Source organism: Rathayibacter oskolensis (genome assembly GCF_900177245.1).
In the GTDB taxonomy this organism is placed as follows: Bacteria; Actinomycetota; Actinomycetes; order Actinomycetales; family Microbacteriaceae; genus Rathayibacter; species Rathayibacter oskolensis.
Genome location: NZ_FXBM01000003.1, coordinates 33,101 through 54,048 on the forward strand (window position 1 = coordinate 33,101; position 20,948 = coordinate 54,048).

Consider the following 20,948-nt stretch of genomic DNA (forward strand, 5'->3'; position numbering starts at 1 on the left):
CGATGCGCCCACGGACCCCCACGCTACGGAGACCCGCCCATGAACCCCACCGGCAGCTTCCGCGCCGCGCGCGACACCCTGCTCGAGCACCGCACCGACGCGGCCGCCGCCACCGCCGCCTTCGAGTGGCCCGATGTCGGGCCGCACTTCAACTGGGCGGTGGACTGGTTCGACGAGATCGCCATCGGCAACGAGAAGACCGCGCTCTGGATCGTCGAGGAGGACGGGTCGGAGGTGAAGGTCTCGTTCGACGAGATGCGCTGGCGCTCCGACGAGGTCGCGGCCTGGCTGCACTCGGTCGGCGTCGAGCAGGGCGATCACGTCATGCTCATGCTCGGCAACCGGCTCGAGCTGTGGGAGGCGATGCTCGCCGTCATGAAGCTGGGCGCGGTCATCCTGCCCACGACCACCCTGCTCTCGCCCGCCGATCTGGCCGACCGCCTCGAGCGCGGCGAGGTCGCGCACGTGATCGCGGACGCCTCCGAGACCGCGAAGTTCGACGGGATGACCGGCGACTTCGGCCGCATCGCCGTCGGCGGCCCCGTCGAGGGCTGGCTCGACTTCACCGACTCGGTCGAGGCCGCCGGCATCGCCCCGACCGTCGTCGTCGACACCGACGACCCCTGCCTCATCTACTTCACCTCGGGCACGACCTCCAAGCCCAAGATGGTCGTCCACACCCACGAGTCCTACCCCGTGGGCCACCTCAGCACGATGTACTGGCTGGGCGTGCGGCCCGACGACGTCCACATGACGATCAGCTCGCCCGGCTGGGGCAAGCACGCCTGGAGCTGCTTCTTCGCCCCGTGGATCGCCGAGGCGACGGTCTTCGTCTACAACTACAGCCGCTTCTCGCCCTCCGCCCTGCGCCACCAGCTCGACCGCGCGGGCGTCACCACCTTCTGCGCTCCGCCGACGGTGTGGCGCATGCTGATCCAGTCCGAGCTCGGTGCGAGGCCCCGCGCGCTCGGCGAGATCCTCTCGGCCGGTGAGCCGCTGAATCCCGAGGTGATCGCCACGATCGAGCGGGAGTGGGGGCTCACCATCCGCGACGGCTACGGCCAGACCGAGACCACCGCGATCATCGCCAACCCGCCCGGTGCCGAGATCGTTCCGGGAGCGATGGGGCGGCCCCTCCCGGGAGTCGCGATCGAGCTCGTCGACCCCGTCACGGGTGAGCGCGCCTCGACCGGCGAGATCTGCCTCGACCTCTCGGTCGAGCCGGTCAACCTGATGGCGGGGTACCTCGGCGACGACGACCGGACCGATCGGGCCCGCGCCGACGGCTTCTTCCACACCGGAGACGTCGCCGTGCGCGCCGTGGACGGCACGATCACCTTCATCGGCCGCACCGACGACATCTTCAAGTCCTCCGACTTCAAGATCTCGCCCTTCGAGGTCGAGAGCGTGCTGCTGCAGCATCCCGCCGTCGCCGAGTCGGCGGTGGTGCCCGCTCCGGATGCGACCCGCCACAGCGTCGTGAAGGCGTACGTCGAGCTCGCGGAGGGGTGGGAGCCGACCGCCGAGACCGCGGCCGCGATCTTCGGCCACGCGCGCTCGCTGCTGTCGGCGTTCGAGCGGGTGCGGCGGATCGAGTTCCATCCGCTGCCCAAGACGATCTCGGGCAAGATCCGCCGGGTCGAGCTGCGCGAGCGCGAGGAGGCCGCGTTCGGCCGGGGCGAGGAGATCGCGACGGAGTGGCGGAGCGACCGGGTCGGGACCGCGTGACGCGCCGGGCGGTCGCCCCCTCGAGCTGAGCGGACGCCTCCTCAGCGGCGCACGGCGATCAGCTCGCCGTGCACCCTCGGGCCGGGGTCACTGCGCCGAGCGAGGTGGACGACGTCGAAGCCGGCGCGCTCGACACTCGCGCGGAGCGAGTCGAGCGGATGGAACCACGCCGTCGTCACCGCGTGGTCGAAGGGCTCCACCGACGGTCCCTCGACGAATCCGAGCAGCAGCGACCCGCCCGATCGCAGGGCTCGGGCGAACTCGGCGAGCGCGGTCGGCAGCTCGTCGGGAGGCAGGTGGATCACCGAGTACCAGGCCAGGATCCCGCCGAGGGAGGCGTCGTCGACGCCCAGGTCCGTCAGCGTGCCGACGCGGAAGGCGACCTCCGGGAACGCGCTCCGCGCACCCGCGATGAACGCCGGGACGAGATCGACCCCGGAGGCGTCGATCTCCCGCTCGCGGAGGAACGCGGTCCAGTGGCCCGGTCCGCAGCCCGCGTCGATCACGGCGCCCTCGAGCTCTGCGGCCCAGGAGGCGATCAGAGCGCGGTCGCGGTCGTCGGCCGCCTCGACGGTGCCGAGCAGAGCGCGGTACTCCTCGGCCCTCGCCGTGTAGGCCCGCCGCACCCGCTCGTCCGTCATGCCCCGAGCGTACGAGCCGCGCCTCGGGGATTCAGGCGGCCGATCGCGTCGTTCGCGCCCGACCGGCGAGCAGCGCCTCGAATCCGGAGCGGTGGCGGTAGCGGAGGAAGGCGCGGTCCATCTCGTCGGTCGAGTGGAAGCCGACAGCCTCGGCCGTGCGCGCCATCACGAGAGCGGGCGGGAGGGTGCGCGGCTGCTCGTGGAGGAGGCGCTCGGCGGCCTCGACTCGGATGCGCGCGAGGGAGGCGCGGAGCGTGCTGTGCCGGCGCAGCCAGTGGCTCGTGCGCACCGCGACCGTGGGCACGCCGATGACCCGCGCGAGGACGCGGGCGTCGAGTCCGGGGAGGGTGTGCAGATGGAGGAGCGAGCGGTCGATCCGCTCGGCCAGGTCGGGTGTCTGCTGGAGCGCTTCCGGTGTCTGCCGGAGCGCGTCTGGTGTCTGCTGGAGCACGGGGATCCTCGTCATGTCTCACTCGCCTTCGAGTCGTGTTCTCACCGCCGGTCGGGATGGCGCGGCGGCATCGACCTCGGAGTCCGCTCCGGCGTGGGGGCGTCGGATCCCGACCGAGGGGACGAGCGGACCGGGTGAGCGCTGGTCGAGGTCGGGAAGACGGAACTGAGGTTCTGTCATCTTCGCCGCTCGCGGCCGGAGGGAGGCGTGCTGGCACGACATTCGCTCACCGGTGACGCGTCCCGTCCGGTCCGCGCGGACCCGCGCCTCGGCGCTCCGGCTTCGCGCCGAGACGGCCGCCGCGATCCGCCGACCGCCCATCATCGAGGTGCCGCCGCTCCCCCCGCCAGGCGACCCGAAGGAGTACCCCCATGCCCCCCGAAGCGCAGGAGGCGGTCCTCCCCGTCACCGCTCTCGTCTTCCCCCTGCTGGTCGGACTGGTGCTGACGGCAGGAGGCGCTGCGGCCCTCCTGGCCCGCGAGCCGGTGTCCGCCGAGGGGCCGCACGACCCGATCCGGGAGCTCCTCCCGTGGCTGCGCATCGGGACGGGCGTCGCCCTCCTCCTCTCCGTCGGCACCGCCTTCGCGATCGCGGCGATCCTCGCCGTCGTCCTGTGCTCCGACGGGCTGCGCAGCGCGCTCGAGTCGTTCAGTCGGGCGGCCGCTCCCGCGCCGACGGAGTCGATCAGGGTGGCGGGCGCCTCGGCGCTGCTCACCTTCGCCGTGATCGGGGCGCTGGAGGGCCTCCTCGGATTCGACGGCATCGCCTCGCACCTCGCTCGCTTCGACCTCCGCGATCTGAGCTGGGCCGCCGCCCTCGTGAGCGTTCTCACGATCACGATACTGCTGCAGGCCGGCGCTTCCGAGCCGTCGGCCACGCGGACGCGACGGGACCGATCGGTGCCCGAGCCGGCCGATCCGCTGGGTGCGCGGAGGACCTGGTGAGGGGACGCCGCGGAGCCCCGCACCGGGACGCGCACCTCGTGGGAACGCTCCTCACCCTCGACGTCACCGCCTCGCGCCTGCGGGTCCGGCACCTCGTCGTCCCGGATGCCGTGGTCCTCACGTTCTGGATGCAGTTCCGCAACGAATCCGCCCATGCGCTCCGCGACGTGCGCCTGCTCCAGTGCGCCTTCACGAGCGACGGAGGGGACCCGCTGGACTACGACGAACCGCCGGTGACGGTCGTCGGCCGCGCCGGAAGGGTCGACCGCGGCGCGGGGTTCGTGACCGTCGGGCGGTACACCGCGACCGGGCTCGACGCTCCCCGCAGGATCAGCAACGACGTCGAGGTCCGCGGGGGCGCGGCCGACGGGCTCCGCTTCAGCGACCGCACGACTCTGCAGGTGGTGATCGGCGCCGACGCCGCCGAGACTCCCGCCGGGGGCTGGAGCGACGACTGCGACCCTCGCTTCTGCGCCCAATAAGGGTGAATTGCAGCCCGAGGACGCGAGAATCCGTCACCCTGGGCCTGTTCTGCCTCCCGAAGGGCCGAACGAGGGAGTGAGGAGACCGTGATGATCATCGCAGCAGGCGTCCGTCCGACGATCGAGCGAGGGGTGTCGCGACGCGACGCCGCCGCAGGGGCATGGCTGGCCGGGAGCGGCGTCGACGTCCGACCGTCGGGTCCGTTCCGGGTCGTCGCCGACCAGCTCCGCGGAGACGACTTCGAGGCGACCCGCCTCTGGCACTCGGCCGCTCGGCTCCGCCGGAGCCCGCGGTCCGGCCCGGGCATCCGCCTGCTGATCCCGCTCGAGGGAGGGCTGGTCGTGCAGCCCGACGACCCCTCGGCACCCGAGGTGACGCTGGGGCCGGGCGAGATCGCCTTCCTCCGCTGCGCCGCCGGATTCACGCTGGTCACCGACGGCCCGAGCGCCCGGATCGAGATCATGCTCGGCCGCCCCCTGCTGGGGCTCGGCGGCTCGAACGCACCGGGCGCGCTGGTCACGGCGGCGGACACGGCGACCCGCGGCATCCTCCTGTCGACCGTCAACGCGACCTTCGGCTCGACGCTCGACGCCGACTCCGCCGCCTTCCCGCTGGTCAGGGCGGCCGTCGAGCAGCTGGCGAGCGCCGTCCTGGCGACCTCGCTCCCCGGCGAGACGAGCGAGACCGTCTTCACGCGCGCGCTCGCACTGATCGCGGCGATGTCCGCCGACCCTCGTCTCTCGGTGCAGGAGCTCTGCGAGCGGCTCGGCGTGCCGAAGCGCACGCTGCAGCGGGTCTTCGCGAAGAACGGCACGACGGTCTTCGACGAGATCAGGCGCGCCAGGCTGACCACCGCCCGCGCCCTGCTCGGCGGGAGGGATATCCCTCCCGCACCCGAGCACGCGCTCAGCGGCTACGTGCGGTCGCAGCGCCTGCAGCGCGACCTCCGCCATCTCGAGCCGTCGCAGGGCGGTTCGAGCCGGGGTGCCGAGCACTCTCCCTCCGCGGTGCGCTCTCAGGCCGGGTAGGGCAGCGACGCGGCGGGCCAGCTCGAGGCGGCGAGCTCGGCACGGAGTCGGTGGTGGTGCTGCACCGCGCCGAGCGAGTCGGTGCGGAACGCGATGGCGATCGCCGCGTCGCGCCAGTACCCGTCCCAGCTCGCGTACCGGGCGAGCACCCGGTCGCCGATGGCCGCGACGAGCTGCCAGGCGCGCTCCGCAGAGAGGTAGCCGGCGACGTAGGCGTAGCGGATCGCGCCGATGGTGCGCTCGGCGTCTCCGGCCAGCAGCAGCGTCGGCGGACCACCGTCGAGCGCCTGCGAGAGCTCCAGGAGGTGGAACTCGCTGCAGCCGGTAAGCGCGGCGACCCGCGAGCGCATCCGGTCCCCCTCCTCCGACGCCGAGACCTCGGCGAAGCGCGCCGACAGGGGGCCTCCCGCCAGGGCGTCGGCGACGAGGAGCTCGAGGTCGTCCGGCGAGGCGATGCGGAAGTCGCGGTCGAGCGCCACGCGCTGCTCGCTCAGGAGCGGCAGCGGGAGCTGCTCCCACGGCGATCCCTTCGCACCGTCGGCGAAGCGGGTGCGGAGGTCCGGCGGGAGCTCCGCCCAGGTCGGCTGGAAGGCGAGGGAGGAGTTCCAGCCGCCGAACGAGAAGTCGCTCACCGCGTCGAGCGCGAGGAGCTGCTGCTGCCGGAGCGTCGGCTCCGGTGTCGCCGCCGCCGCGCGGTAGGCGAGCTGCTCGCGGCGGGGCGCACGAGCGTCCCACAGCTGGAAGACGATCGCGGCGGCTGCGAGACCGACGGCGAGTGCGAAGGCGAAGGCGACGAGCGGGAGAGCCGTGTTCCCCTCCGCCCACGAGAGCCCGACGGCGAAGCCGACCAGCCCGATCGGCGCTGCGACCGCCGTCAGGATCAGTGCCCGCTTCGCGATCGCTCCACCGGGAGCCCGCCGCCGGGCGTCGGCGATGCGGGCGTAGCGCAGTCGCGCCCGCACGGGGAACTCGACGTCTCCGGGGTGATTCTGCAGCGGCACGTTCGGCAGCCTAGACGGGCGGCGCGCCGGAGCCCGAGGCGGATGTCGCCCGTCTGTGCTTGCCTGGGGGGCATGAGACTCGCCGAAGCACTGCTCGAGCGGGCCGATCTGCAGAAGCGGATCGAGGCCCTCCAGTCCCGGATCGTCGCGAACGCGTCGTACCAGGAGGGCGAGGAGCCGGCGGAGGATCCGGCGGAGCTGCTCGCCGAGTGCATCCGGGCGCTCTCCGCCCTCGAGCGGCTCGTCACCGCGATCAACCTCACCAACACCTCCGCGACCACCCCCGACGGTGCCGTCCTGACGGCCGCGCTCGCGCGGAGGGAGTCGCTGCGCAGCCGGCACGGCATCCTGGTGCGCGCGGCCGACGCGGCCTCGGGCGAGCGCGGCTACCGCCAGATGCGGAGCGAGCTGCGCCGCCTCTCGGCGCTGCCCGTCACGGAGCTGCGAGCACAGGCCGATGCCGTCGCCCGCGAGCTGCGCGACCTCGACGGGGCGATCCAGCGCACCAACTGGGAGGTCGAGCTGCAGGAGTAGACGACGCGCGGTGAGTCGGTAGACGACTCGGAGCGAGCACACGCCGACGGGTCGGCGGTCAATCCGGCCCTCTGTCACGCGGTGGGCAGCGTACCGGCTCCGGCCATCACTCACAGCCCAGCACCGACGACCGGTGACCGTGCAGACAGGACCCTTCATCACCACGTGCTGGCCGAGTCGCCGAGGGCGGGTTCGGGGACCTCACCGCGCCGGGCGAGGGCAGGCTGCGCTGTGCCTCGGACGAGCGTGCGCAGCAGTGCCTCAGACGAGCGTGCGCAGCTGGGCGGCGAAGAAGGCGAGCGATCGGTCGACCTCGGGGAGCGCGGGCGTGCGGTTGAGGTGGCCGTGGGGCATGCCGTGCGCGAGGTAGCCGGTCACGGCGGCACCCGCCTCCGCGAGCTGACGGAGCAGGAGCTCGGCCGAGCCGCGCAGCTCGTCGAACTCGGCGACCATCACGCTCGTCGGCGGCAGCCCTCCGAGCGGCGCGGCGCCCGGGAGGGCGTGCGGCGGCAGGTCGGAGAGGCGGCCCACGTAGGTGCGCACCATCGCCTCGATGCTCGCCGGCGGGAAGCGGAGGATCGCGGGCAGCGTCATCAGCTCGCGGGCGACGGCGTCGTCGACCGACGGGTTGGGGAAGTGCACGAACGGGTAGGCGAGCAGCAGGTGGTCGGGGAGCTGCAGACCGGCGTCGCGCACGCGGAGGGCCGCTGCGAGGGCCAGCGCCGCTCCCGCGCTCGCCCCGCCGAGGGCGACCGGAGTGGCGGACGGCGTCTGCTCGCGCAGGTGCAGCCACGCGGCGTGGACGTCGTCGAGCGGGACCGGGAACGTCACCTCGCCGTCGGCGAGCCGGTAGTCGACGCTGACCACACGGCACTCCGCCCGCGCGGCGAGCTCGGCGGCGACCACGTGCGACTCGGGCATGTCGATGCTGCCGGCCTGGAATCCTCCGCCGTGGACCCACAGCAGCGCACGGCCCGGCTCGACCGCCGGCTCGTAGACGCGCAGCGGGATCGCGCCGTGCGGTCCGTCGACCCGGGCGTCGGAGACCGCGACGCCCTCGGGGAGCGACCAGGGGCCCGGGTCCTGCTCGAACGCGACGAGACGGGCGGCCTGCTCGGGATCGAGCGGGTAGGCGAGCCCCTCGAGGTACGGCAGCCGCTCGGCGAGGTACGGATCGAGCGGCATGGTCGCCTCCAGGCGGATCGGGTCGGCGACCACGCTACCGGGGGCGGCTCTGGCCGCGGATCGCTGGAAGGGACAGCGCGGCGACCGGGCGGGGAGGCCGACGCGCACGGGGAGGTGCGTCAGCGCGCCCGACGCTGCAGGAGGATCGCGCCGTCGAGGAGGGGCGCCTCGTGGCCGTCGGGACCGGCCGCGATCCGCTCGCGCGTCTCGACGACGAGCTCCGACCACTCCGCCGGGTCGAGTGCGAGCTCGGTGAGCTCCTCGCCCGGCGCGGGGAGCTCGTGCTCCAGGTGGCCCGCGTGGCCCGACCACGGCGGCGGGGCCGCGTGCGACACGATCGCGAGGTGGCCGCCGACGGCGACGAGCTCGGAGGCGCGGCGCAGGATCCCGATCCTCGGCAGCTCGACCATCGAGTGCAGGAACGAGGCCGTGACCAGGTCGAACACTCCCTCCACCTGCCACTCCCGCGAGAGGTCGGCCTGGCGGAAGTCGACGGTGAGACCCCGCTCCCCGGCGGCGTCGCGGGCGCGGGCGAGGGCCGTCTCGGAGAGGTCGAGACCCGTGACGGTCCAGCCCAGGGAGGCGAGCCACAGGGCGTCGCCGCCCTCGCCCGACCCGAGGTCGAGGGCGCGGGCCGGGGGCAGGGCGCCGACGAGGTCGACGAGGGTGGAGTTCGGCCTGCCCGACCAGATGCGGGAGGAGTCGGCGTACCGCGCCTCCCAGTGCTCACGTGCCGTCGACATGGTGCCTCCTCGGGGTCGGGTCGAGGATGCCGGACGGCGGCGGCGGCGGCCAGCGGATGTGCCGATACGGCACGGAGCCGGGTCTCGCTGCGCCGCCGCGCGGCCACTCGACCGGCACCGCTCCTCCGTCTCCGCCGAGGCGGGAAGGCCTACCGCGGCACGGCGCGGGCGGTCTAGCGTCGGAGGCATGGGACTCCGACTCGAAGAGATCATCGTCGACTGCACCGACTTCCGCGCGATCGGCCACTGGTGGCAGGAGGCGCTCGGCTGGGACGTGGTCGACGAGGACGACGAGGGGATCGAGCTGCTCGCTCCGTCGGGGCGCGGTCCGAGCCTGCTGTTCCTGGACGTGCCCGAGCGGAAGACACTGAAGAACCGCCTCCACCTCGACTTCGTGCCCGACGATCAGGACGCGGAAGTGACGCGGCTGGTCGGGCTCGGCGCGACGCGCATCGACGTCGGGCAGGGCGACCAGTCGTGGGTGGTGCTGGCCGACCCCGAGGGGAACGAGTTCTGCATCCTCTCGGCGCGCGACTGACCGGTTCTCCGAGGAACGCGTGAGAGGCGTCTGAGCGAATCGAGGGTAGAACGCGCGTTCTCCGCGCCCTACGATCGGCTGCGCGCCTGTGGACCGGCGCACCGATCGAGGAGTGACCGTGAACGCAGGCGAACCGTGAACGCCGACGAGAGGCCCGTCGCCGCTGTCGGCGTGACCCAGGCGCAGCAGCAGCGCGAGCTGCTGGCCGGGCGGCTCCTGGCCGCCCGGGTCCTGGCCGCGCGGGGCCCCGGGCTGTTCGCCTACGCCTACCGGCTCACGCTCTCGGAGGCGGCGGCCGGCGACGCTCTCCGCCGCGCCGCGGTGACCCTCCGGAGCGGATCGCCGAAGGTGGTCGACGAGCAGACCGCGCTCGATCTCGCGCGCACCGAGATCGGCAGGCTCAGCGTCGGCCGACCGGAGTCGGGAGCGACGGCTCCGACCACTCCCGCCGTCCCGGCGCTCCGCGAGGAGGACCTGCTGCGCTCGGGGTTCCACCGCCGCCTTCACGCCCTGCCGACGCTCGAGCGGCAGTGCTGGCTGCTGCGGCACACCGGCGGCCACGACGTCGAGGCGATCGCCGGGTTCCTCCGGGTGGCACCCGAGCAGGTGCGCTCGGCCCTCGCCTACGCCGCGTCGGCGCTGGTCGAGGGCGAGCTGGCGGAGGGGGCGGAGTAGCCGGCGGCCTGCGGAGAATGAGCCCGAGGGGCGCCGGGTCGAGCCGGCGGCACCCCTCAGGCGTCTGATACCCGCACGCGCCTCGGCGCTCACGGGAAGTCGAGATCAGTCGAGGTACTCGATGTCGTCCCACGGCTCGTGGAGATCACCGTTGTCGCGATCGTCATCATCCACCTCGACCTCTTCGAAGATCACCGGGACTCCGGGCGAGACCACGACGCTCACCTGCCGGTTGCCGACGACGACGAACTCGACGAGACCGCCTCCGGACTGCGCGGCGCCGGTCGTCGACTCCTTCAGAGCGGCGATGTCGGTGCCCTGGGAGAGGCCGTAGGTCCTGCCCTCGATGGTCACGGTGGTGCGCATCATGCGGTGCGTTCTCCTCTGATCGGTCGTTTCAGACTACGGAGCGCGCCGGATGCCCCTCCAGGCCTTGCGGTCGCGGCGCGGGACTGGCACGCGCCTCCACCGACGGGTCTCGGCGCCTCCGGCTCGCCGAAGGTCTGCGCTCGCTTGCACCCGATCCGCGATCCCGTCAACCGGGGCGCGTGCGAGGCACGACGGGCCGTACCGTTGCCCGCGTCCGCACGAATCGCACACGACCGAGAAGGAGGATCCGATGACCGAGAAGAGCACGCCCGAGCCCGTCGATCCCGAGACCGTCGACCCCGAGACCGCCACCGACCCCGAGGGCGACCCGGTCGAGAACCCGTCCGGCTGAGCCGCTCCGGCTCACCGCACGCGCCGAGGGAACCCGATCGCGTCGAGACACCGCCTTCAGCGCGGTGTCTCGGCGAGAACGGGTTCCCTCGGTCGCGTCTGCGGCCCGGGGGTCAGCGCGGGGTGCCGACGCGGTGCGCCGAGCCGGGGTGCGTCGCGGGCAGCGTCGGCACGTCGTGGCCGAGGATGCGCTCGCGCATCGTCCCCGTGCGCGGCTCGGCCGGCAGCATCCCGCGCTCGCGGAGCAGCGGCATCACCTGCTCGACGAAGTCGCGATAGGTCTCGTAGCCGCCGTAGGTGTACTCGATCAGGAAGCCGTCGACGTCGGTGCGGTCGACGATCTCCTGGAGCCGGTCGGCGACCGACTCCGCGGTGCCGGTCACGCGCATGCCTCCGATCGAGGAGGTGATCACGTCGAGGATCTCGGCGACGGTCGGGCTCCCCTCCGGTCGCTGGAACATGGCGAGCATCGTCTGGCCCACCTCGGTCGTGACCTCGGCGAGGGTCGCGTCGAGCGGGAACGACATCAGGTCGACGCCGCTCCAGCCCATGAAGAGTGCGGCGGCGGCCTCGCGGCTCGGAGTCGCGTCGAGCTCCGCGCGCAGTCGGTGCGCCTCCTCCTCGGTCTCGCCGACGATGATCGCGACGGAGGGGATCACCGTGATGTCGCGGGGGTCGCGGCCGTTCGCCTCCGCCCGCGCGCGCAGATCGGCGACGGTGGCCGCCGCCGTGTCGAGATCGCGGTCCTGGATGAAGACGCACTCGGCGTAGCGGCCGGCGAAGGCGCGGCCGGCCGAGGAGGCGCCCGCCTGCAGCAGCAGCGGCGTGCGCTGCACCGAGGGGACGGCCGGGAAGTAGCCGTCGTAGGAGAAGTACTCGCCGCGGTGGGTGATGCGGTGCACCTTCGCCGGATCGGCGAACGTGCGGGTCGCCTTGTCGTAGACGACGGCGTCGTCCTCCCACGCGCCCTCCCAGAGGGTCAGGCACAGCTCGACGAACTCGGCGGCGCGGCGGTAGCGCTCGTCGTGCGGGGTGACTCCGTCGTGCCCGAGCAGCTTGGTCAGCGCGACCTGGTTGTCGGAGGTGACGATGTTCCAGGCGATGCGGCCCTTCGTCAGGTGGTCGAGCGTCGTGAAGGTGCGGGCGTTGAGGTAGGGCTGCTGCGCGGTCGTCGAGGCGGTGACGACGAAGCCGAGGCGGTCGACGGTGGCGGCGAGCCCGCTGACGAGCGCCATCGGGTCGTGCACGGGCACCTGGACGGCCTCGCGGATGACGACCTCGGGGACGTCGTCGCCGCTCATCGGGTAGCCGAGGGCCTCGGCGAGGAAGAGGAAGTCGAAGCCCGCGTCCTCGAGCTTCCGCGAGAGGTCCTGCCAGTACTCGAGCGTCGCGAAGCCGCTCGTGTCGCCGCGGGGGTGGTGCCACGCGTTGCTGATGAAGTTGGGCGTGAACTCCTCGAACGCGCCGAGGAAGATCTGCTTGGTCACGGTGGTGCCCTTCGCTTCGCTGAGCGATCGGTCGCTCCCGATCGGAGGGCTGATAACCTCGAGTTATCAACTCTGGGATGATAACCACAGGGAATCAGCACTCGCAAGCGGCGGAGGAGGCGCGATGACGGAGGAGACGGAGCAGCCGCCCGCGCTCGCCGCCGACATCGGCGCGCTCGTGCACGCCCTGCGGCAGGCACGCGGCCTCTCGATGCGCGTGCTCGCCGCGTCGGCCGGGGTCTCGCAGCCGTTCCTGTCGAAGCTCGAGAACGGCAAGCTGCTGCCGAGCCTGTCGACCCTGTACGCACTGGCCGCCGCTCTCGAGGTGCCGCCCGCCGAGCTGGTGCCGGCGGTCGCCTCCTCCGACGACACGACACCGGAGGAGCACCTGCGCGCCAGCGACGCACCGAACGCCCCGCGCGCGCGGCTGGTCGTCGGCGGACCGGGCCGGACGACCGAGGCCTACCTCTTCACGACGCGGCCCGGCGAGTCGGACGACGTCGACTTCGCGCACCCGGGCGAGGAGTTCGTCTTCGTGATCGAGGGGACCGCCGTGCTGAGCTACGCCGACGGGCCGCACCGCTCGGTGAGCGCGGGCGAGTCGGTCACGATCGACACGGAGCGCCCGCACCGCTGGTCGGTGCCCGCGGATGCCGCGGGGGCGGCGCGCTACCTGCTGGTGACGACGCACTCGGCCTGAGCCGGCCCGCCTCGCCACGCGCCCCCACCCGCCGAGGGAACCCGTTCTCGCCGAGATGCCGCCTCCGGGGCGGTGTCCCGGTGAGAACGGGTTCCCTCGCGAGGGCCGCTAGCGGCAGCTGGTCGCGGGGGTGGCCACCGGGAGGGTGGCCGTCGCGGCGCTTCCGCGGGCGGTGACCGTGAGCGAGACGGCCGGCACTGCGGACAGCGGCGTCGGGACCTTCATCGACGCCGACGACCCGGCGGCGAGCGCCGGCAGGGCCGCGCTGCCGTAGGGCGTGCGGACCGAGAGCGCGACCCGCTCCGACCCGCCGTTCACGGCCTTCACCGCGACGACGGCCTTGCCGGCCACGCAGCTCACCGTCGCCGAGAGCGAGACGCGCAGGGCGTTCTCGAGCGCGGCGATCGACTCGCGGAGTCCGCGCTCGGCGGCGTCCACCTCCTCCTGCGAGGCGGCCGACCCGGCGAGCACCACCGCGGCGATCGCGCGGCTCTCGTCGAGGCGGTCGAGCGACTCCGGAGTCGACGCGGCGCGGTCGACCGCGTCGGCCTCGGCGAGCGTCGCCTCGAGCCGGGTCGTGTCGGCCGTCGACTCCGCCGTGTCGGCGACGAGCCGGACGTCGTCGAGGACGCCCCAGGCGCCACCGGACATCGCGAACTCGGCGGCGATCTCGACGACACCGTCCTCGCCGACCACGACCGGAACGCTCGTCGTCGAGAAGGAGCTCCAGGTGGTCATCTCGAGCGGAGCGCTGGTCGTGCCCGCCGAGGTGGTGGCGCTCAGAGTGCGAGCGTCGGAGGCGGGGCTGTTCGTGCCCTGCGTCGTCGCCTGCAGCGTGTAGGCGCCGGGCGCGACTCCGGTGATCGTCTGGCCGACCGAGGTCGAGTAGGCGTCGGCACCCCAGAAGGTGACCGCGAAGTCGCCCTCGGAGGCGTCGCCCGTCTCGGTGCGCGCGGCCGGCCCCGTGAGGGTCCACGCCGACAGGTCCTCGCTCTCGAAGCCGGGGTTCGCGACGAGGTTCGGCGCCGTGACGGTCACCGTGGCCTCGACGTCGAGCCCGGAGTCGGTGCGACCGGGGATCGTGTACTCGCCCGGACCGCGGATCCACGAGACGGCGCCGCTCCAGGTGACCGGGCGGTTCTCGACGGAGCCGTCGTTGAAGTTCACCGCGACGGTCGCGGGCAGCTCCACCGGTTCGCCGTCGACCACGGCGAGCTCGACCGCGTCGATGCCGGTGACCGCGCGCGGGGCGACGGCACCGGTGTCGACGTAGCGGAAGGTGCTCAGCGACTCGAGCGGTGCGCCGTCGGCGGCGAAGAGCGCCTGGTTGTCCCACGCCGAGCCTCCATAGGCCTCGCCCACGTGCACCGGGTCGTAGGGGCCGGCGAAGCTGCTGGCCCAGCCGGAGCCGTCGCGCTCCCAGAGCACGCGGTTCTGGTCGACCTCGCTCGCGGGACCCACGGGGAGCCAGGCCGGCTCCCAGTAGAAGACGCCGATGCCGGCGTCGCCGACCGCGTGCACCGCGGCGATCACGTCGCGGAGCGCCGTGGCCTGGCCCTGGACGCTGATCGGGTACTCGTCGGTCGCGGTGGTCGCGTCGATCACGTTCGGGTAGCCGTCGCCGTCGTCGAGGGTGTGCGCCCACGAGGTCTCGGCGACCATGACCTTCTTGCCGTAGGTGTCGGCGATCTGGGTCAGCGCGCCGGTGAGGTTGTCGACCGTGCCGTGCCAGTAGGGGTAGTAGGAGCTCGCGAAGACGTCGTAGTCGACGCCGAACGAGTCCAGGCCCGCGGCGATCGCGGCGTAGCGGCCGGGAGTCTCGGGGTTGGTGAAGTGCACGGCCACCAGCGCGTCGGGCAGCACCTCGCGCACCGCGCTGCTGCCGGCCGAGAAGAGCCCGGCGAGCGTCGCGTCCATGTCGGTCGCGGCCCGCGTGTAGCCGGCCATGCCGTTGTTGGTCTCGTTGCCGATCTGCACCATGTCGACGTCGACTCCGGCGTCCTCGAAGCGATGCAGCGACTCGGCGGTGTAGTCGTGCAGGGCGGTGGTGCGGTCGGCGTCGCTCAGCCCGACCCACGCCTTGGGCGAGAGCTGACGGCCGGGGTCGGCCCAGAAGTCGGAGTAGTGGAAGTCGACGAGGAGCCCGAGGCCGGCGGCCGTGGCGCGCTCGCCGATCTCGACGGCGCGATCGACGTCGACGTCTCCGCCTCCGTAGCCGTTGCCCTCGGCGTCGTACGGGTCGTTCCAGACCCGCACCCTGACGGCGGTGACGCCCTCGTCGGCGAGGACGTCGAAGATGTCGGCGACCTGGCCCGACTCGTCGCGGAAGACGACTCCGCTCTCTTCGAGCGAGAGGACGCTCGAGACGTCGACGCCCTTGATGAAGTCGGGCGAGAGGCCCTCGACCCGGTCGACGAAGATCCCGGCGTCGACGGGTCCGGCGGCGGGGGCCGCTTCGGAGGCTCCTGCGGGGGCGGCGCCGGCGAGCGAGCCGAGGAGGGTCGAGACGGCGGCGACGGCCGCGAGAGCGCCGATCCTCCGTGTGCGTGCAGACATGGGTGTCCTTTCGTGGTGCTTCCGCCGAGCGGAGTCCGCCCGCGCCGCGGCGCACGGGAGTGCGGCGGAGGCGGGTCCGTGAGGCGAGGGGGTGAGGCCGTGGGGCGCTCACGTGACCGGGGCCGGCGAGCGGCGCGATCCAAGTGTTCGGGGCGAGTTCTCCTTTGAACTGTGTGCGCTCCCAGTCTGTGCAGGCCTTCAGCGGCCGTCAAGACTCGGAACAGACTCCGCCTGCGTCAATTTCTGTGCGGTCGACTGTGAGCGAGCACAGTGCCCGCCCTGGTGCTCGCTCCTCCCCCGTGCCACCGTCGGAGGGCGGCCGTCGTCTCGATCGACGGCCGGGGAGGAACGCGTGATGGGACGCATCCAGGTCGATCTCTTCCAGACGCTCGACGGCGTCGCGCAGGCGCCGGGCGGTCCGGATGAGGATCCCGGGGGCGGATTCGCGTTCGGCGGCTGGCAGGCCCCGCTCGTCGACGGGACGGTCGGCGAGCAGGTGCTGAGCGGGATGGCCGGGATGGACGCCCTGCTCCTCGGCCGGCGCACCTTCGACCTCTTCTCGGCCTACTGGCCCCACCAGTCGGGCCCGATCGCCGAGCTGTTCGAGCGGATCCCGAAGTACGTCGCCTCGCGCGGGACCGTCCCCCTCGACTGGGCCGGCTCCGCGCAGCTGGGGCCCGACCTCGCGGCGTCGATCCACGAGCTGCGCGAGCGGCACGAGGAGGTGCACGTGATCGGGAGCCTCGATCTGGTGCAGTCACTGCTGGCCGAGCGGCTCGTCGACCGCCTCACGCTGTGGGTGCACCCGATCCTGCTCGGCGAGGGCAAGAGGGTGTTCGCGGGAGGCTCGGTGCCGACGAGCCTCCGCCTGATCGAGCCGGCCGTCACCTCGCCGCGGGGCGTCGTGCAGCTGCGCTACGAGCGGGTCGACGGCGTGCCGGCGGTCGGCGTCATGGAGGCGTGACCCCGGCTCCTCGCCGAGGGGTGCCCGGGGCGCCTCCGCCATACTGACGACGTGCAGGCCGAGGACGACGAGCGCAGGGATCTCGAACGCGCACTCTATGCGCGGCCGAGCGGCGACGCCGGGAGCGAGACCCGACGCAGGGAGGCGGTGCGGCGCCTCCGGGCCGCGGCGGACGGTGCGGGTGCGGACGGCGCGAGCGGTGCGGACGCGGAGGCGACGGACGGCGCCCCGACCCGCGAGCGCTCGACGCCCCTCCCCGCGGTGCCGACCCCGGCGGAGCCGGCGAGGCGCACCACCGCCCGCATCGCCCTGATCGCCGCGGGTGCGCTGCTCGGCGGGCTCGTGCTCGGCGCGGTCGCCTCCTCCTTCGCGCTCGACGACCGAGCGGTCACCGCGCCCACCGGCAGCCCCTCGCCGACCGCGCGGCCCGCCGACCGCTTCGAGGAGCTCGTCGCCGGGTGGGAGGCGACCACCGATCTGCCGACGGGCCTGTCGCTCATCACGGCCGGAGCCGAGGTCTACAGCACGCAGTTCCTCACCCCCGAGGGCGATCGGCTCCTCCTCGCCGCTCCGAACGGGACGACGATCTGCCTCGCCCTCGGTCGCGCCGACGGCACGTTCTCGGCCGGGTGCACCGGGCTCCGCGCGTTCTTCGACGGAGGCTCGCTCGAGGTCGTCGGCACCGGGTCGGGCGGGGAGTCCCCCGCCTACACCCGCGTCGCGCTCCGCCCTGACGGCTCGCTCGAGGGCGGTTTCCAGTTCGTCGGAGGATCGGCGCCGTAAGCGGGTCGCCCCACCGCCCTCACGCCGCGGCGGGGAACGCGAGCGCCCGGCCCACGGCGACTCCGACGCGGGCACCCACCTCGGGGCGCTCGCGGCTGTGGCAGCGCACGGTCAGTCCCGACCAGTCGAGGACGACGTCGTTGCCCGCGCGGCCGAAGAGGGAGGAGACCACGGTGGCGTCCGCGCCGGGGCGGAGGGTCACGTCGTCCGGCAGGATCGCGAGCTCGCAGTCGCCGACCGCGTCGCCCTCGATCCGCGACCGCTCGAGGCGCAGCGGGTGCCCCTCCGAGACGAAGCCGTCGGCGCCGACCCTCCCCCGGACGGTCGTGGCGTCCGAGAGGAAACTCGCCACGAGGGCCGAGGCGGGACGCTCGAGGATCTCGGCCGGCGATGCGGCCTGCTGGATCCGCCCACCGTCGAGCACCACGACGCGATCGGCGAGCGCGAGCGCCTCGTCGCGGTCGTGGGTCACATGGAGCACGGTGAGGCCCATCCGCCGGGTCAGCGACTGCAGCTCGATCCGCAGCCGATCGCGCAGCGGCTCGTCGAGCGCCGAGAGCGCCTCGTCGAGGAGCAGCACGCGCGGGTGGGCGATCAGGGCGCGGGCGATCGCGACGCGCTGGCGCTGACCGCCTGACAGGGTCGCGGGGTCGCGGCGCGCGGAGCCGTCGAGACCGACGAGCTCGAGCATCTCGGCGACGCGACGCTCGCGCTCGGCTCGCGCGACCCCTCCGCGGCGCAGCGGGTAGTCGACGTTGCGACCCACCGACCAGTGCGGCCAGACGGCGTGCTGCTGGAAGACCATGCCGAGCCCGCGCGCCTCCGGCTGCACGAACGCGCCGCCGCCCGAGACCACGGTGTCGTCGATGCGCACCGTGCCCGAGCTCGGTGCGAGGAAGCCCGCGACCGCGCGCAGCAGCGTCGTCTTGCCCGAGCCGGACGGGCCGACGAGCGCGACGAACTCGCCGTCGGCGATCTGCAGATCGACGTCGGCGAGACCGACCGCGCCCGAGGGATAGCGCAGGGAGAGGGAGTCGAGCGAGACGGAGGCCACGGTGACCTTTCAGCGGGGTGCGCGGGCGGCGAGTCCGAGACCCGCCAGCCCGACGACGGTGACGAGGAGGGAGAGTGCGGAGGCGGTGTTGTAGGAGCCGGCCTGCTGCAGGTTGAAGATCGCGACTCCGAGCGTCTGCGCCCCCGGCGAGAGCAGCAGCACCGAGAGCGTCAGCTCGCGGACAGCGGTCAGCGCGACGAGGACCGCTCCCGCGACGGCGGCCGGGACGGCCATCCGGCACGAGATGTCGACGAGCGCGCGGAGGCGGCCGGCGCCCGAGATCCTGGCCGCCTCCTCGGCCGTGAGGGGAGTCGCCGACAGCGGCGCGGCGACCGACTGCACCACCAGGGCGACGAACGAGGTGATGTAGGCGCAGAGGATGAGCCAGGGAGTGTTGAACAGCCCGATCCGCGGCGCGAGCACGAGCCAGGCGACGGCGATCACCAGGCCGGGGATCGCCTGCGGGAGGAGGGCGACCGCGCGCAGAGCCGCGTTGTCGCGCGCCCGGGTGCGGGTCGTGAGGGTGCCGACGGCGAGGCCGATGGCCCCGCAGATCAGACCGGCCCCCACTGCGAGCAGCACCGACGTGACGGCTCCGGTCGCGGTGTTCTTCGCGGTCACCGCGCGGGTGAGGTTGTCGAGGGTGAGGTTCTCGAGCGTGAGCGGCACGCCGGGCGCGGGGAGGAGTGCCTGCGAGAGCAGCGCCAGGAGGGGCAGGAGGGTGAGGGCGAGGACCACCGTCCAGGTCACGGCCGCGGTGGCGGGGCGGGCGCGGCCGAGGCGCAGCTGCTGCGGTGCCGCGGCGGAGGAGTCGAGCTCGACCCGGCGCCGGGTCAGCACCGCGTCGACCACCAGTGCGGCGACCGCGATCACGAGCAGCACGGCGCCGATCGTCGCGACGACCTCGAGCGGGTTCTCGACCGTGCCCGACTGGATGTAGCGGTAGACGAGGGTCGAGAGCGTGACGTAGCGCTCGGGCAGCCCGATGATCGAGGGGATCCCGAAGTCGGCGAGGTTCGAGACGGCGATCAGGAGGAGCGCCGACGCGATCGCGGGCCGCAGCAGCGGCAGCGTGATCGTAGCGACCGCGCGCAGGGCCGAGGCGCCGCCGATCCGCGCCGCGAGCTCGAGATCGCCGGGGATGCGCCGCAGGGCGGCCGAGACGATGAGCATCGCGATCGGGTAGCTGTGCACGGTGAGGAGGAAGACGACTCCGTCGCCGCCGTAGATGCTCCACAGCGGTCCTCCGGTGAGCCCGCGCCACCACAGGTTGAGGGCGCTGGTGGGGCCGGCGATGCCGAGCCAGGCGATCGCGCCGACGAACGGAGGGACGAGCAGCGGGCTGAGCGCGACCAGCCGCAGAACGCGGCGGCCGGGCAGGTCGGTGCGGTCGAGCAGCACGGCGAACAGGGTGCCCACGGCCACCGCGAGCACAGCGGAGGCGGCGGAGGAGACGAGGCTGTTGACCCCCGCCTCCACGACGTCGCCCTCGAGCAGCGTCCCGAGGTGGTTCCCGCCGGCGGCGAGCACGAGGACGGTCGCGAGCGGCACGAGGATCAGCGCCGCGCACACCGCCCACAGCGCGATGCGGACCGCGGCGAGACCACCGACGCGCGGCGTCCCCCGCCGACCACCGGCCGGAGCGGCCGGGGTCGACAGGGGACGGGCGAGGGTCGAGCTCATTACTGGAAGAGCTCCGAGAAGGTCGCGACCGCGGCGTCCTGGCTCTCGCGGATCGTCTCGAGATCGGGCGAGAGGACCGTGATGTCGTCCATCGACGGGGCGCCCTCGGGGGTGCCGACGTCGGAGCGGACGGGCAGGTAGGACTGCTCGACCGCGAGGGTCTGGCCCTCGCTGCTCACGAGGAAGTCGACGAACGCCTCCGAAGCCGCCTGCTCGTCGGTGTCGGCGAAGATCCCCGCGGGCTGCGAGACGTAGGGCACACCCTCGGTGGGGTACGAGACGGCGATGGGCGAGCCCTGCGCGGCGAGCTCGCGCACGAGGTAGTCGACGACGATCCCGACGGGCTGCGTTCCGGAGGCGACCGCCTGCGAGACCGGCCCGTTGCTGTCGGCGATCACGGGGCGGTTCGCCGCGAGAGCGGTGAGCCACTCCTCACCCAGCGCGGGCTCGTCGAGCCAGACGGCGGCGTTGTAGGCGGCGGCTCCGGAGACGTCGGGGTTGGGCATCACGAGCTTGTCGGCCCAGGCGGAGTCGGTCAGCTCCCGCCACGACGTGGGAGCGTCGGCCTCCTCGACCAGCGAGGTGTTGTAGGCGATCACGGTCGGGATGATCCGGGTGCCGGTGTAGTAGCCCTCGGGGTCGACCACGTCGGGGTTCAGGGAGTCCACGTCGGCCGGGCTGTACTGCAGCAGCAGGTCCTCGGCGGCGTAGTCCTCGAAGGTGCCCGCGTCGGCGGCGAGGAGGACGTCGGCCTGCACCGCGCCGGCCGTGCGCTCGGACTCGATGCGCGCGGTCAGGTCGCCGGTGCCGGCGCGGAAGACCTCGACGGTGACCTCGGGGTGCACCTCGGCGAAGGCCGCGACGAGGGCGTCGGCCTTCTCCTGCGGCTCGGAGGTGTAGAGGGTGATCGTCGCCGGCTCGAGGGCGTCGGCGCTCTCGCCCGCGGGGGCGGGGGAGGCGGTGCCGCTGCAGCCGGCGAGCAGGACGGTGGAGAGGGCGAACGCCGAGACGGCGGCCGTGCGGAGGAGGCGGGGCATGGGGGTCCTTCGG

Annotated in this window: 21 protein-coding genes; 10 read left to right on the forward strand and 11 right to left on the reverse strand. The window is 73.4% G+C overall.

Features of this window, described 5'->3' with window-relative positions; translation table 11 throughout:
• Positions 1-39: 39 nt before the first annotated feature.
• Entirely contained in the window at positions 40-1,728 is a 1,689-nt protein-coding gene (locus B9Y99_RS15190; RefSeq protein ID WP_085477485.1) for an AMP-binding protein, read from the forward strand.
• 41 nt (positions 1,729-1,769) lie between these two features.
• Here B9Y99_RS15190 and B9Y99_RS15195 read toward each other — a convergent pair whose 3' ends face one another.
• Both B9Y99_RS15195 and B9Y99_RS15200 read right to left on the reverse strand, forming a co-directional pair.
• The gene (locus tag B9Y99_RS15195; protein ID WP_085477486.1) at positions 1,770-2,369 is read right to left on the reverse strand and encodes a class I SAM-dependent DNA methyltransferase; all 600 of its coding nucleotides are present in this window, start codon (positions 2,367-2,369) and stop codon (positions 1,770-1,772) included.
• 31 nt (positions 2,370-2,400) lie between these two features.
• A complete protein-coding gene (locus B9Y99_RS15200) occupies positions 2,401-2,835 on the reverse strand; it encodes a hypothetical protein (protein WP_085477487.1) in 435 nt (144 codons plus the stop codon).
• 356 nt (positions 2,836-3,191) lie between these two features.
• On the opposite strand from B9Y99_RS15200, the gene B9Y99_RS15205 reads away from it, so the two are divergent.
• The 3 genes from B9Y99_RS15205 to B9Y99_RS15215 all read left to right on the forward strand — a co-directional run bounded on the left by B9Y99_RS15205 (position 3,192) and on the right by B9Y99_RS15215 (position 5,275).
• Positions 3,192-3,764: a hypothetical protein gene (locus B9Y99_RS15205; RefSeq protein WP_085477488.1), complete on the forward strand. Its 573-nt coding sequence runs from the start codon at positions 3,192-3,194 to the stop codon at positions 3,762-3,764.
• A complete protein-coding gene (locus tag B9Y99_RS15210) occupies positions 3,761-4,246 on the forward strand; it encodes a hypothetical protein (RefSeq protein WP_085477489.1) in 486 nt (161 codons plus the stop codon). The genes B9Y99_RS15205 and B9Y99_RS15210 overlap by 4 nt, the downstream gene beginning before the upstream one ends.
• 90 nt (positions 4,247-4,336) lie before the next feature.
• Positions 4,337-5,275 (forward strand): AraC-like ligand-binding domain-containing protein, encoded by a 939-nt coding sequence (locus B9Y99_RS15215; protein WP_085477490.1) that lies wholly within the window; start codon positions 4,337-4,339, stop codon positions 5,273-5,275.
• Here the strand turns inward: B9Y99_RS15215 and B9Y99_RS15220 are convergent.
• Complete coding sequence (locus B9Y99_RS15220) at positions 5,263-6,276, reverse strand: DUF1266 domain-containing protein (RefSeq protein ID WP_085477491.1); 1,014 nt, start codon at positions 6,274-6,276, stop codon at positions 5,263-5,265. The genes B9Y99_RS15215 and B9Y99_RS15220 overlap by 13 nt on opposite strands.
• Positions 6,277-6,348: 72 nt before the next feature.
• Between B9Y99_RS15220 and B9Y99_RS15225 the strand changes: the two genes are divergently transcribed.
• A complete protein-coding gene (locus tag B9Y99_RS15225; RefSeq protein ID WP_085477492.1) occupies positions 6,349-6,810 on the forward strand; it encodes a DIP1984 family protein in 462 nt (153 codons plus the stop codon).
• Between the two features lie 261 nt (positions 6,811-7,071).
• Here the strand turns inward: B9Y99_RS15225 and B9Y99_RS15230 are convergent, their stop codons facing one another.
• Positions 7,072-7,995, reverse strand: a complete 924-nt coding sequence (locus B9Y99_RS15230; RefSeq protein ID WP_085477847.1) for an alpha/beta fold hydrolase — start codon at positions 7,993-7,995, stop codon at positions 7,072-7,074.
• Positions 7,996-8,114: 119 nt separating this feature from the next.
• Positions 8,115-8,738: a class I SAM-dependent methyltransferase gene (locus B9Y99_RS15235; protein ID WP_085477493.1), complete on the reverse strand. Its 624-nt coding sequence runs from the start codon at positions 8,736-8,738 to the stop codon at positions 8,115-8,117.
• A 187-nt stretch (positions 8,739-8,925) separates the two neighbouring features.
• Here B9Y99_RS15235 and B9Y99_RS15240 point away from each other — a divergent pair, with 187 nt between their 5' ends.
• Together B9Y99_RS15240 and B9Y99_RS18575 are read left to right on the forward strand one after the other, a co-directional pair.
• Positions 8,926-9,276: a VOC family protein gene (locus B9Y99_RS15240; RefSeq protein ID WP_085477494.1), complete on the forward strand. Its 351-nt coding sequence runs from the start codon at positions 8,926-8,928 to the stop codon at positions 9,274-9,276.
• 135 nt (positions 9,277-9,411) lie between these two features.
• Positions 9,412-9,951 (forward strand): RNA polymerase sigma factor, encoded by a 540-nt coding sequence (locus B9Y99_RS18575; RefSeq protein ID WP_129588073.1) that lies wholly within the window; start codon positions 9,412-9,414, stop codon positions 9,949-9,951.
• Positions 9,952-10,056: 105 nt separating this feature from the next.
• Here the strand turns inward: B9Y99_RS18575 and B9Y99_RS15250 are convergent, their stop codons facing one another.
• On the reverse strand, positions 10,057-10,320 hold the full coding sequence (locus B9Y99_RS15250) for a hypothetical protein (RefSeq protein WP_085477496.1): 264 nt from the start codon (positions 10,318-10,320) through the stop codon (positions 10,057-10,059).
• A 464-nt stretch (positions 10,321-10,784) separates the two neighbouring features.
• The gene (locus B9Y99_RS15255) at positions 10,785-12,158 is read right to left on the reverse strand and encodes an NtaA/DmoA family FMN-dependent monooxygenase (RefSeq protein ID WP_165759646.1); all 1,374 of its coding nucleotides are present in this window, start codon (positions 12,156-12,158) and stop codon (positions 10,785-10,787) included.
• Between the two features lie 124 nt (positions 12,159-12,282).
• On the opposite strand from B9Y99_RS15255, the gene B9Y99_RS18580 reads away from it, so the two are divergent.
• On the forward strand, positions 12,283-12,858 hold the full coding sequence (locus tag B9Y99_RS18580) for a helix-turn-helix domain-containing protein (RefSeq protein WP_165759647.1): 576 nt from the start codon (positions 12,283-12,285) through the stop codon (positions 12,856-12,858).
• A gap of 108 nt (positions 12,859-12,966) precedes the next feature.
• Here B9Y99_RS18580 and B9Y99_RS15270 read toward each other — a convergent pair whose 3' ends face one another.
• Complete coding sequence (locus tag B9Y99_RS15270; RefSeq protein WP_085477499.1) at positions 12,967-15,414, reverse strand: glycosyl hydrolase 53 family protein; 2,448 nt, start codon at positions 15,412-15,414, stop codon at positions 12,967-12,969.
• Between the two features lie 355 nt (positions 15,415-15,769).
• On the opposite strand from B9Y99_RS15270, the gene B9Y99_RS15275 reads away from it, so the two are divergent.
• Together B9Y99_RS15275 and B9Y99_RS15280 are read left to right on the forward strand one after the other, a co-directional pair.
• Positions 15,770-16,378, forward strand: a complete 609-nt coding sequence (locus B9Y99_RS15275; protein WP_085477500.1) for a dihydrofolate reductase family protein — start codon at positions 15,770-15,772, stop codon at positions 16,376-16,378.
• Positions 16,379-16,429: 51 nt separating this feature from the next.
• Complete coding sequence (locus tag B9Y99_RS15280) at positions 16,430-17,161, forward strand: hypothetical protein (RefSeq protein ID WP_085477501.1); 732 nt, start codon at positions 16,430-16,432, stop codon at positions 17,159-17,161.
• Positions 17,162-17,180: 19 nt separating this feature from the next.
• Here B9Y99_RS15280 and B9Y99_RS15285 read toward each other — a convergent pair whose 3' ends face one another.
• From B9Y99_RS15285 to B9Y99_RS15295, 3 genes are read right to left on the reverse strand one after another with little or no spacing between them, the layout of a single operon-like run.
• Complete coding sequence (locus B9Y99_RS15285) at positions 17,181-18,215, reverse strand: ABC transporter ATP-binding protein (RefSeq protein ID WP_085477502.1); 1,035 nt, start codon at positions 18,213-18,215, stop codon at positions 17,181-17,183.
• 9 nt (positions 18,216-18,224) lie between these two features.
• Entirely contained in the window at positions 18,225-19,898 is a 1,674-nt protein-coding gene (locus B9Y99_RS15290) for an ABC transporter permease (RefSeq protein ID WP_085477503.1), read from the reverse strand.
• Entirely contained in the window at positions 19,898-20,935 is a 1,038-nt protein-coding gene (locus B9Y99_RS15295; RefSeq protein ID WP_085477504.1) for an ABC transporter substrate-binding protein, read from the reverse strand. Before B9Y99_RS15295 ends, B9Y99_RS15290 begins: the two co-directional genes overlap by 1 nt.
• Positions 20,936-20,948 lie beyond the last annotated feature (13 nt).